Annotated in this window: 11 protein-coding genes; 10 read left to right on the top strand and 1 reads right to left on the bottom strand. The window is 52.7% G+C overall.

Annotated elements, in window-relative coordinates:
* Window positions 1-10 precede the first annotated feature (10 nt).
* The 10 genes from EV211_RS02960 (at window position 11) to EV211_RS02915 (ending at window position 9044) form a co-directional block, all read left to right on the top strand.
* Window positions 11-739, top strand: coding sequence for an acetyl-CoA carboxylase carboxyltransferase subunit beta (locus EV211_RS02960; RefSeq protein WP_334295780.1), 729 nt, complete (start codon window positions 11-13; stop codon window positions 737-739).
* Window positions 736-1551, top strand: a complete 816-nt coding sequence (locus tag EV211_RS02955) for an acetyl-CoA carboxylase carboxyltransferase subunit alpha (protein ID WP_133527948.1) — start codon at window positions 736-738, stop codon at window positions 1549-1551. The genes EV211_RS02960 and EV211_RS02955 overlap by 4 nt, the downstream gene beginning before the upstream one ends.
* Window positions 1538-2467, top strand: coding sequence for a beta-ketoacyl-ACP synthase 3 (locus tag EV211_RS02950; RefSeq protein ID WP_133527947.1), 930 nt, complete (start codon window positions 1538-1540; stop codon window positions 2465-2467). The genes EV211_RS02955 and EV211_RS02950 overlap by 14 nt, the downstream gene beginning before the upstream one ends.
* 8 nt (window positions 2468-2475) lie before the next feature.
* Window positions 2476-3387, top strand: a complete 912-nt coding sequence (locus EV211_RS02945) for a nitronate monooxygenase (protein WP_133527946.1) — start codon at window positions 2476-2478, stop codon at window positions 3385-3387.
* Window positions 3371-4387: an NAD(P)H-dependent flavin oxidoreductase gene (locus EV211_RS02940; protein ID WP_133527945.1), complete on the top strand. Its 1017-nt coding sequence runs from the start codon at window positions 3371-3373 to the stop codon at window positions 4385-4387. The genes EV211_RS02945 and EV211_RS02940 overlap by 17 nt, the downstream gene beginning before the upstream one ends.
* Window positions 4388-4390: 3 nt before the next feature.
* On the top strand, window positions 4391-5314 hold the full coding sequence (locus EV211_RS02935) for an ACP S-malonyltransferase (protein ID WP_133527944.1): 924 nt from the start codon (window positions 4391-4393) through the stop codon (window positions 5312-5314).
* 1 nt (window position 5315) lies between these two features.
* On the top strand, window positions 5316-6053 hold the full coding sequence (gene fabG / locus EV211_RS02930) for a 3-oxoacyl-[acyl-carrier-protein] reductase (RefSeq protein WP_133527943.1): 738 nt from the start codon (window positions 5316-5318) through the stop codon (window positions 6051-6053).
* Window positions 6054-6069: 16 nt separating this feature from the next.
* Window positions 6070-7362, top strand: a complete 1293-nt coding sequence (fabF, locus tag EV211_RS02925; RefSeq protein ID WP_133527942.1) for a beta-ketoacyl-ACP synthase II — start codon at window positions 6070-6072, stop codon at window positions 7360-7362.
* Entirely contained in the window at window positions 7362-7787 is a 426-nt protein-coding gene (gene fabZ / locus EV211_RS02920; RefSeq protein ID WP_133527941.1) for a 3-hydroxyacyl-ACP dehydratase FabZ, read from the top strand. The genes fabF and fabZ overlap by 1 nt, the downstream gene beginning before the upstream one ends.
* A 795-nt stretch (window positions 7788-8582) precedes the next feature.
* Window positions 8583-9044 (top strand): MarR family transcriptional regulator, encoded by a 462-nt coding sequence (locus tag EV211_RS02915; protein WP_133527940.1) that lies wholly within the window; start codon window positions 8583-8585, stop codon window positions 9042-9044.
* Between the two features lie 97 nt (window positions 9045-9141).
* Here the strand turns inward: EV211_RS02915 and EV211_RS02910 are convergent, their stop codons facing one another.
* Window positions 9142-11751, bottom strand: coding sequence for a cation-translocating P-type ATPase (locus EV211_RS02910; protein ID WP_133527939.1), 2610 nt, complete (start codon window positions 11749-11751; stop codon window positions 9142-9144).
* Window positions 11752-11804: the final 53 nt, after the last annotated feature.

The raw sequence follows: 11804 nt of genomic DNA, 5'->3' as shown, positions 1-11804 counted from the left end.
AATACAGAAGATGAAGGCGATCCTCAGAGGAGGCATGGCGGCAGAAGTCAGGGCCGAAGGCTCTGCCAAAGCCAGGCTGGCGGAAACCGTGGACAGGGGCACATTCCGGGAATTCTCCAGGACTCTGGTCGGCGGCGACCCGCTGGGATTTCCTGGATACAAGGAAAAGCTGGAGGGCACCAGGCACAAAACCCACCTGAGGGAGGCTGTGGTCACGGGCACGGGAAGGATCGGCGGCATCAAGACAGTCATCTGCGTTATGGACAAAAGTTTCATGATGGCAAGCATGGGCATGGCGGTGGGTGAGAAGATCACCCGGGCCTGCGAGTATGCAACCAAGAAGCGCCTGCCGCTCATAATCTTTGCGGCGTCAGGCGGGGCCAGAATGCAGGAGGGGATACTGGCCCTTTTCCAAATGGCCAAAACCTCGGCTGCAATAGCTCTCCACGACGAGGCAGGGCTCCTATACATTTCTGTTCTTACAGACCCGACTACGGGAGGAGTAACTGCAAGTTTCGCCAGTTTGGGCGACATTATCATAGCTGAACCGGGAGCCCTTATAGGATTCGCCGGACCTAGAGTCATCGAGCAGACTATCAACCAAGAACTGCCGGATGGCTTTCAGCGGGCTGAATTCCAGGAGGAACACGGTTTCGTGGATATGATAGTAGAAAGAAAGGATATGCGTGACAGCCTGGCGACCATACTCAGACTTCACGAGAAGGGACAGCGAAAATGAAAATTAACAGGATAACGGCCGCCGAGAGAGTTCAGCTGGCAAGGAATCCACAGCGACCAACAACCAGAGACTACATCAGCAACATCTTCGACGATTTTCTCAAGTTGTCTGGAGACAGATGCTACGGCGATGATAAGAGCATCATCGGCGGTATCGCTTCCTTTCACGGCTGTCCCGTAACAGTGATCGGACATCAGAAGGGGAGATCACTGGAGGAGAACATAGAGTATCGTTTCGGGATGCCAAATCCCGAGGGTTACAGAAAGAGCCGACGTCTCATGGAACAGGCCGAGAAATTCGGGAGGCCCGTAATCACCTTTGTTGACACACCGGGAGCATATCCCGGTATGGAAGCAGAAGAGCGAGGTCAGGGAGAAGCCATCGCTAGATCCATAGAAGTAATGTCAAGGCTGAAGGTGCCGACAATCGCTGTATTCATCGGCGAGGGAGGCAGCGGCGGAGCTCTGGCCCTGGCCGTGGCTGATAAATCGATAATGCTTGAAAACAGCATATTCTCGATTTTGTCGCCGGAAGGGTTCGCCAGTATTCTGTGGAAGGATGCCGGCCGGTGGAAGGAAGCGGCTCAGGTCATGAAGCTCACGGCGGAGGACCTTAAGGAACTGGGGATCTGCGATGTGGTCATACCGGAAACTACGGCAGGAGCCCACGCCGCAGAAGAATACATTTTCGACGCAGTAGACCGGGCCGTGCTCGGAGCACTCCGGCCTCTCATGGAGGAATCCGGCAGGGAACTGGCCAAGAACAGATATAAGAAATTAAGGAATGTAGGGAAGATAAATGGCAGGAATTAGAATTAAAGGTTTCGGCAGATCTCACGGTGAGTGCACAGTCACAAACGACGATCTGGCCGACATCGTAGACACAAGCGACAAATGGATAAGAGAGAAGACAGGCATACACAGCAGATATTTTGCGCGGGATCTGACCAACGCAGACATGGCCTGCGTAGCAGCCGAAAGCGCCCTGGCCCGGGCTAATGTGCCCAGGGAACGTATAGGCCTGCTGCTGGTCTGCACATTTACGCCTGACGAGGCCACGCCTTCAGTAGCCTGCCAGGTGGCCGGAAGACTTGGCCTCCGAGAAGACCTTATGGCCATGGATCTCAACGGCGCCTGCACAGGGTTTATTTATGGCTGCGCTTTGGCCGATGCCATGCTGGCCGCAGGCCGGGCAGAGTATGCTCTCATAATAGGAAGCGAAAAAATATCTCCTCTTATGGATATGCGCGATCGCGGTACCTGCGTCCTCTTCGGAGACGGTGCAGGAGCTGTGGTAGTTTCCAGAGAAGAGGATGGAGCCTTTGAATCCATAGCTGGCTGCGATCCTGACGAGGATGTGCTCCACTGCGACAGATTCGACCCGGCCATCAGAATGAAAGGCCAGGAAGTCTACCGATTCGCAGTGAGCAAGATCGTAGAGTGCACTGACCGCATGCTGGGCCTCACGGGAACCACGGCAGGAGACATAGATTATTACATCTGCCACCAGGCCAACGAGCGGATAATCGACAGCGCCGCAGGCAAGACCGGCATAGACAGAAAGAAATTTTTCAAAAACCTTTACAGCTACGGAAATACGTCGGCCGCCAGCATACCGATCGCTCTGTGTGAAATGTATGAAAACCACATGCTGAAGGACGGAATGACTGTGATCTGCACAGGCTTCGGAGCGGGCCTGACCTACGGATCAATGATGATAAAAATTTGAGGTAACACATGAAGATAAATGAAATGTTCCATATAGAATACCCGATTTTCCAAGGGGGTATGGCAAATATAGCAACAGGTGAATTCGCCGCGGCAGTATCCAAGGCCGGAGCCATGGGCATTATAGGGGCAGGAGGCATGAGAGCCGCCGACCTGAGAGAACACATCAGGCGCTGCAAGGAACTCACTGACAGGCCCTTCGGCGTCAACATAATGCTCATGAATCCCGATGCGGATATAATGGCGGATATCGTCGCCGAGGAACGCGTGCCTTTGGTTACTACCGGGGCAGGCAATCCTGGCAAGTATATGACAAAGTGGAAAGAAGCCGGCGTCAGGGTTTTCCCGGTGGTCTCATCGGTAGCTCTTGCCAGGCGTCTTGCGGCGTCCGGCGCCGACGGCGTCATTGCCGAAGGCTGCGAAAGCGGCGGACATATCGGCGAGCTGACCACTATGGTCATCGTGCCCCAGGTCTGCGACGCAGTGAACATACCCGTAATTGCCGCAGGAGGCATATGCTCCGGGAGGCAGATGGCTGCCGCCTTTGATCTCGGAGCCAACGGAGTCCAGATCGGCACCTGCCTTCTGGCAAGCGCAGAATGCCCCATTCACGAAAACTACAAGGAGGCCATCCTTAAGGCCAGAGACAACGACACCATCGTAACGGGCAGGATCGCCGGCACGCCGGTCAGGATCCTGAAAAACCCTATGGCCAGAGAATACGTAAGCATGGAAAGAAAGGGCGCGGACAAAATGGAGCTTGAGAGGTTTACTCTGGGTTCCCTCCGCAGGGCCGTCGTCGACGGTGATGTGAAGACGGGCTCGCTTATGGCCGGTCAGGTGTCGGCAATGGTGAAGGACATCCGTCCCGTCCGTGAAATACTGGAGAAAATGGTAGGAGAATATGAAAACATTAGATAGCATGTCAGTACCTGTAATTCAGGGAGGCATGGGCATAGGCATATCCATGGGCGGTCTGGCAGGAGCCGTAGCCGCCGAGGGAGGTATGGGCGTTATTTCCACTGCCAACATCGGCTTTAGGGAAGATGACTTCTACACTGATACCCAGGAAGCCGATAGGCGTGCCCTTATCAGGGAAATTGAAAAGGCCCGTGAGATCTCCGGTGGCCGCGGCCTCATTGCCATCAACGTAATGGTGGCTACGACTAACGCCTGGGACATGGTGGAGGTGGCCGTAAGTCACGGCATAGACGCAGTCATATCCGGAGCGGGTCTGCCATTGGAACTCCCGGCCCACGTAGTGGGAGCAGACGTTCTCATTGCGCCCATCGTTTCCAGCGGTAAAGCTGCCAGGCTCATGTGCAAAAGCTGGGCTCGCAATCACGACCGCAGGCCTGATTTCATTGTCATAGAAGGTTCTGAAGCAGGCGGTCATCTGGGCTTCAAAGAGGAACAGATGATGGACGGAACGGCTGATCCTCTGGAGGATATTCTGAAAGATGTCCTGGAAGTGGCACCAGATATACCGACATTCGTAGCCGGCGGAGTCTTCCATAAGGTGGATATAGAAAGGCTCATGAATCTTGGCGCTGCCGGCGTCCAGATGGCTACCAGGTTCATCGCTACTGAAGAGTGCGACGCGACCCAGGGCTTCAAGGACATAATCATAGGTGCCGCAGGAGAGGATGCGGAAATCATCATCAGTCCTGTAGGTATGCCGGGCCGTGCCCTTAAGACGCCGCTCATGGACAGAGTGGCATCGGGCCAAAGGGCAGGTGCTGACAAGTGCATAGGCTGCATAAGGACTTGTCGCCATGACACGACGCCCTACTGCATCAACCGGGCACTGATAAACGCTTATTATGGTAATTACGAGGAAGGCCTTTTCTTTTGCGGAAGCAATGTAGGAAAAGTCGGACCTATGACTACAGTTAAGAAATTAATGAAAGAACTGAGGTGAAATATGAAAACAACAATTTTGTTCGCCGGCCAGGGAAGTCAGCGGCCGGGCATGGGCAGAGATTTTTATGAAAAATATGAGGGATTCCGTGAGGTGTTCGACATGCTGCCGCAGTCACAGAGGCGCATAGCCTTCGAAGGACCGGCAGAGGAACTTGCGGATACCGTGAACACTCAGCCTATAATGACGGCTTTTGCTCTTGGAGTCTACAGACTTCTGGAGGACGCAGGCATGAGACCTGACGCCGCCGCAGGTCTGAGCTTGGGCGAATATTCTGCCCTTTGCGCTTCCGGAGTATTTACAGAAAAGCAGGCCATAGAACTGGTCACCTTCCGCGCCGAGGCTATGGCAGAGGCAGCCCGTGGTGTTGACTGTAAGATGACAGCCATTCTGGGCCTGGACCGTGATACTGTCGCAGACTGCTGCAGGATAGCAACCGCAAAGGGTCGCGTGGAGATAGCTAATTTCAACTGCCCCGGGCAGATCGTCATTGCCGGGGAAGGGCCGGCTGTGGATATGACAGGGGAATTGGCCACATCAAAAGGCGCCCGGAGGTGTCTTCCTCTGAAGGTCAGCGGTCCCTTCCATACATCGTTTATGGAACCGGCCGGTGAGAAACTCAAAGAGAGATTCGCTCGCGAGACCTTAGGCAAGATGGATTTCCCTGTATATTTCAACTGCGTCGGCAGGCCCCTTAATGAATGCGAGACCGTGGTCGATATGCTTGTCAGGCAGGTTTCAAACAGTGTGTACTTTGAGGACACTATAAGGAACATGGCCGCGGCCGGCATAGACAACGCACTGGAAATCGGCCCGGGGAAAGCCCTGTCGGGTTTTGTGCGGAAGACTGACGGCAGCATCAGAATTATGACAATAGATACTGCCGAGGATATGGAAAATGTTCTGACAGTCATGAGGGGAGAATGATATGGAGAAGCAGACAGCAATAGTAACAGGTGCCGGACGTGGTATCGGCCGGGCAGTGGCAGTGCAGCTGGCCCGTGACGGATTTGATGTAGTGATCAATTACGCCGGAAATGGTGAGGCTGCCGAAGAGACAGCAAGGGCCTGCCGGCAGGTCGGCGCCGGGACTCTGGTAGTCCGCGGCGATGTGAGCTGTCCGGAGGATTGCAAGCACATAGTTGATGAGACTCTGGAGAATTTCGGCACAGTACATGTGCTGGTCAACAACGCGGGCATAACCCGCGACGGGCTTCTGGCCATGATGAAGCCGGAGGATTTCGACGCAGTGATAGATACGAATTTGAAGGGTGCTTTCCTTATGATGAAGGCTGTGGCAAGGCCTATGATGAAGAACCGTTACGGCAGGATAATCAACATGGCGTCAGTTACGGGTCTTATGGGCAATGCCGGCCAGGTCAACTATTCGGCCAGCAAAGCCGGAGTAATAGGAATGACCAGATCCTTCGCCAGGGAGATCGCCGCCCGGGGAATCACGGTCAACGCTGTGGCGCCGGGATTCATCGATACGGATATGACCAGGGCCATGGCGGAAAAGGCCAGAACTGCCGTGCTTAGCGGCATACCACAGGGACGCATTGGCCGGCCCGAGGATGTGGCCGGGGCAGTGAGCTTTTTCGCAAAGGAAGATTCAGCGTATATCACCGGACAGGTTTTGTGTGTCGACGGCGGCATGTGCATGTAATGAAAAGAGGTATCAAATGAAAAGAAGAGTTGTAATTACCGGCATGGGCGGCATCGCGCCTATCGGTAACTCATCAGAGAAAATATGGAAAAACGCCAGGGACGGAGTCTGCGGCATAGATAAGATCACGGCCTTCGATACGGCAGACCACAAGGTCACTGTGGCCGGCGAAGTCAAGGATTTCGACCCGACTATGATAATGGACAAAATGCAGGCCAGAAGGACGGCCCGTTTCACGCAGTTTGCGCTGGCAGCGGCCAGGGAGGCATACGATCAGAGCGGACTGGGCGCAGAGGAATCGCAGTCATCCGGCGCGGCGTCTGGTTCGCCAGCCCTCGACGCGGCTTTAGGCTCGTCGAAATCCCGAGACCGCTACGGCGTGTGCCTTTCCAGCGGTATAGGCGGCCTTGGCGTCATTGAAGAAGAGCACTACCGAGGCATCGAAAAAGGCTTCGACAGAGTGTCGCCTTTGTTCGTTCCTATGGCTATTACCAATATGGCAGCCGGCATGACGGCTATAGAGCTGGGCTTCCACGGAGGCTGCACCTGCGATGTTACAGCCTGCGCATCAGCCACCAACGCCATAGGCGATGCCTTCCGTCAGATCAGAGACGGCTATGCCGATGTAATGGCCGCCGGCGGCGCGGAAAGCTGTATCTCACCTCTCGGCATCGGCGGATTCACAGCCATGCGAGCTCTGTCAGAATCCCCGGATCCCCAGCGAGCATCCATTCCTTTTGACAAGGAAAGGTCGGGTTTTGTTATGGGAGAGGGTGCGGCCGTACTCATGCTCGAAGACTACGAACACGCCACAGCCCGCGGCGCCAGGATCCTCGGCGAACTGGTCGGCTACGGCACCAGCTGCGACGCACACCATATGACGGCGCCCTTGGCCGAAGGAACTTTTGCGGCAAAAGCAATGAAGGCTGCCCTGGACGATGCTGGCCTGAAACCGTCAGACGTGGGGTATATCAACGCTCACGGCACAGGCACGCCTATGAACGATTCTTGCGAAACAAAGGCAGTGCGCCTGGCTTTCGGCTCGGCGGCGTCGGACTTGCTCATGTCGTCAACTAAGTCGATGACAGGCCATCTCCTCGGAGCTTCCGGAGCCGTGGAAGCACTGATAACAGTAGATGCCCTGCGTAATCAGGTTGCGCCTCCGACGGTGGGATTCAAGGTGGCCGACCCGGATTGCGACTTGGACATAGTGCCAAACGAGGCTGTAGATATGACTACGGAATATGCCATGTCGAATTCTCTCGGCTTCGGCGGCCACAATGGGTCTCTGATTTTCAGGAGGGTATAATGGAACTTAATATTGATGAAATCAGGGAGAGCCTCCCTCACAGATATCCGTTTCTGCTGGTTGACCGCATAACGGACATGGAGCCCGGCGTCAGCGCTCGCGGCATCAAATGCGTCAGCGCCAACGAAATGCAGTTTGTCGGGCATTTTCCGGGCAAGTCCATAATGCCCGGGGTGCTGATTATGGAGGCTCTGGCCCAGACCGGCGCCATAGCCATTCTGTCTCAGCCGGAGAACAAAGGCAAGCTTGTTGTTTTCGGCGGTATCAAGGATTGCCGCTTTAAAAGACCCGTGGTTCCCGGCGATGTGCTGGATTTGTCCTGCCAGATCACCGGCCAGCGGGGTAATGTCGGCTTCGGCAAGGCGATTGCTACTGTGGAGGGAGAGGTGGCAGCTATGGGAAGTATATCTTTCGCAATTGTCTAGGCTTGTCTTTTTCCTTCACAGCTGTGTCAGCTGCGACTGCTGCGGTGCTAGCGTACGGGAAGTACGCGCCGCTCCTCGCAGTCTTGCTTCCTTGCTGTGAAGGAAAAATCCTGCGCCTAGAAGACAAGAAGAGACGAAGTTACCTTCACAGCTGCGTCAGCTGCGACTGCTGCGGTGCTTGAAGCCCTAGCCCGATTTGTTTTAGACAAATCGTGGCAGGTCTCATGAGAGGAACTCCCAAATCTGTGATTTGGTGAGTTCTACCGCGGCGTACGGGTACGATAATAGGCCGCGCACCTCTTATTTGATTATCTGGGGTATACGTGCGCATGCGCACGTATTGCCTTGAATTGAGGAACGAAGGTGCGTTTAAGGTGATTCCCAATTGGTTTTCCGCACGTATAGGCCGTATTTCGATAACGAAGGTGCGTATATTGGAATTCTAACGATTATCTGCGCACGTATCAGCCATTTTGAAGGAACAGAAGTGCGTTTATGATCTGGCTATATACCGTAAATTACCAGCAATGGATTATAAACCCATTGACACGCACCTTGACATATCAGATTGAGGCTATAAGTGCGAATTTGGTTTACAATAATTAAAAAGTCGCACTATCGTTTTGGATATTAGCCTAATACGTGCGCAGAGTCCTCAGGATATATTAGTCGCCGGATTCGGCGGCACTATCAGCCGCTATCTGCTGGGTATGCGTCAGCTGCGACTGTTGCGGAAAATCGGATTTGCATTTATACAGCTATTTTGTTAAAATAACTGTGAGGGAAGTGAGTGCTATGCTAGAAAACAGTTTTTCAAAGGTTTATACCAAATTCAAGATGGACCTTTACTCCAAGGTATTTAAAGAGTTCAAGGATAAAGACGTTGAACCTCTGTCAGCCATGGAGGTTATTAGCATGGAAATAATAGTGGCACTTGGGAACCCGACGATCAATGAATTTGCAACGGCTGCCAAACTTTCACCGCCGAACGCCGCATATAAAGTGAACAAGCTTATACAGAAGGGATATATCAATAAGATACAGAGTACGGAAGATAAACGGGAGTATCACATAGAGGCAACTGAAGAATATAAGAAAAATTATGGAGTCATCTATGACTATATCGCTGTAGTCCTGGGCCGCGTTCAGGAGACATTCTCGCCGGATGACGTGAAGAAACTGGATGAGATCCTTGAGACAACGGCAGACGAACTGATGCCGGAAGTCGAAATAGGCGAAGAGAAAAAAATCAAATAGGCGTGGTGCCTGTTTAGGGATTTATATCACCAAACAAAGACAGCAACTCCGAAGAGCTGCTGTCTTTGTATTATGAAAAGAGTTAATTATATGATGATCAAACCGCTTTATCTTCCTTGTCTTCATTTCTGAATTTTATGGCTTTATATATCTGGATGATCAGAGTCGGTGCAAATGACAGACCCCATACCCATCCCAGAAGATGCGGATTGAGCATAGCTACGTTGAATGCCTTGGACAGCACAGGGAACAGAAGCAGCATATGCAGCAGCAGTGCTCCCAGCAGGAATGCGCCGATCGTGTAAAGATTGGTGAACAATCCAAGTTTGAATATTCCTTCACGGCCACGGCAGTTGAATCCGTGCCACAGTCTTGCCAGACACAGAGTCGAGAAGGCCATAGTCGAAGCCGTTACTGCTCCGAAGTTTACAGCTGCATCAGCAGGAAGACCATAGCTTCCGCTCGGGCCCGCTCCCAGGCCTATGTAAAATGCCGTCATAGATGCTACGGCGATGAGGATACCTGTTATAGATACCTCGCGCAGAGTTGGTTTATCTATGACTGACTCGTCCCTCGGCCGCGGCTTATCCTTAATAAGATGCGGGTTTGACGGTTCCATGCTGATTGCCAGTGCAGGCAGGCTGTCTGTGATCAGATTGATGAACAAAAGCTGCACTGCGGTGAACGGCATAGGCAGTCCCATAAGGGAGGCATACAGAACTGCCAGTATGCCGGCCGCGTTCCCTGACAAAAGGAACTTTATAGCGTTCTTAATGTTGGCGTATATGTTGCGCCCGTTAAGCACGGACTTGATTATAGTTGCGAAGTTGTCATCCGTCAGGATCATGGAAGCTGAATCCTTTGCGACCTCAGTACCCGTGATGCCCATGGCAACGCCTACATCGGCGCTCTTCAGCGCGGGACCGTCATTGACGCCGTCGCCGGTCATAGCCACGATGTGACCTTTGTCCTGCCAGGCCTTGACTATCCTGATTTTGTTGTCAGGGGAAACTCTGGCGTAAACGCTGATATGCTCCAGCTTTTCATTGAGTTCATCGTCTGACATTTCGTCGATTTCAGGGCCGGTAAAGGCCAGGTCGCCTTCCTGCATGAGGCCTATCCTGCGGGCAATGGCAGAAGCCGTGATTTTGTGATCGCCTGTGATCATGATCGGCTTGATGCCTGCATTTCTGCAATCCTGAACGGCCTGAGCCGATTCCTCTCTCGGAGGATCCATCTCAGCCATGAGGCCCAGATACTGCAGATCGTTTTCGTCATCCATTTCCAGGGATTTAATGTCGTCGAATTCGCGCTTGGCGAAGCCAAGAACTCTCAGTCCCTCGTTGGAGAGGCGGTAATTTTCCCCTGAAATTGCTTCCTTACCGCCCTCCGACAAGTTAGACGCGCGGCTCAGTATAACGTCGATGGCACCTTTCGTGTACATGACGTATTTGCCGTTTATATGGTGCAGAGTACTCATAAGTTTCCTGTCAGAATCAAATGGTAACTCTGACCGTCTCGAATACTCCCTTTTGACTTGTTCATAATCCGGATGAGATTTCATATAGTAGTCGACCAGGGCCGTCTCTGTTGGATCTCCCGTGGTCTCGCCGTCGACTATATTGGTGTCGTTGCAGAGGATGGAGGCCAGATGCAGATCCGTCTCAGCGCCCTCTGTTGAACTTTCATATTCCTCTGTCATTTTGTTCTGCGTCAGAGTTCCGGTCTTGTCCGAGCAGATTATGGAAACGCAGCCCAGACCTTCAACGGCCTCCAACTGCTTGATTATAGCGTTTTCATCGGCCATCCGCGATGTGCCTATGGCGAGGGAAATGGTAATTATCGATGCCAGGGCTTCCGGTATGGCTGCCACTGCCAGGGCTACTGCAAAGAGCAGCGCGTCTGCTATGGCCATGTCTCTGTACAGGCTTAGGGCAAAAACTATCACGCAGATGATCATGATGCCGATGGATAGCTTCTTGCTGAAGTTGTCCATGGTGATCTGAAGTGGCGTTTTGCGCTCGGTAGTATCGTTCATCAGGTCGGCTATCCTGCCGAGCTCTGTGCTTCTGCCGACGCCGGTAATTACTGCGCGGCCGCGGCCGTAGGTTACAAGTGAACCGGAGAAGACCATGTTGTCCTGGTCTCCAAGGGCGACTTTTTCTTCATTAATAATGCCGATGCTCTTCTCAGCACTTTCTGATTCTCCTGTCATAGCACTTTCGTTGGTTTTCAGCGAATGACTCTCGAACAGTCTGCCATCGCCGGGGATAACATCGCCGGCTTCCAGTATGACTATATCTCCGGTAACAAGTTCTGCTGCATCTATGATCAGATGCTTGCCGTCTCTGATGACCTTGGCCTCGGGAGATGATAGTTTCTTAAGACTTTCAAGAGATTTTTCCGCTTTGACTGTCTGAACTGTACCAAGTATGGCGTTCAGTATCAGAACAGCTATAATGACTACAGTACTCTCCACATTGCCTGTGACAGTTGAAATCAGGGCTGCGATTATCAGTATGATGACCAGCAGATCCTTGAACTGACCGGCAAATATAGAGATGAGACTGCGCTTTTTCTTCTCGTAAAGTTTGTTCTCTCCGTATTTTTCCTTGTTTTCAGCTACCTTAGCGGCGGTCAGGCCGTCTTCGCAGGTGCCGAATTCTGCCATTATGTCGGCAGGTTCTCTGTTATAATAAGTTGCCATTCTTTTCTTCCTCTCTGTTTGTTTAGTTATTAAAAAAGACTTCCAAGATAGCC

Source organism: Aminicella lysinilytica (assembly GCF_004362975.1).
In the GTDB taxonomy this organism is placed as follows: domain Bacteria; phylum Bacillota; class Clostridia; order Peptostreptococcales; family Anaerovoracaceae; genus Aminicella; species Aminicella lysinilytica.
Note: the sequence above shows the minus strand (reverse complement) of the source record. Positions and strands in the feature narration are given on the sequence as shown.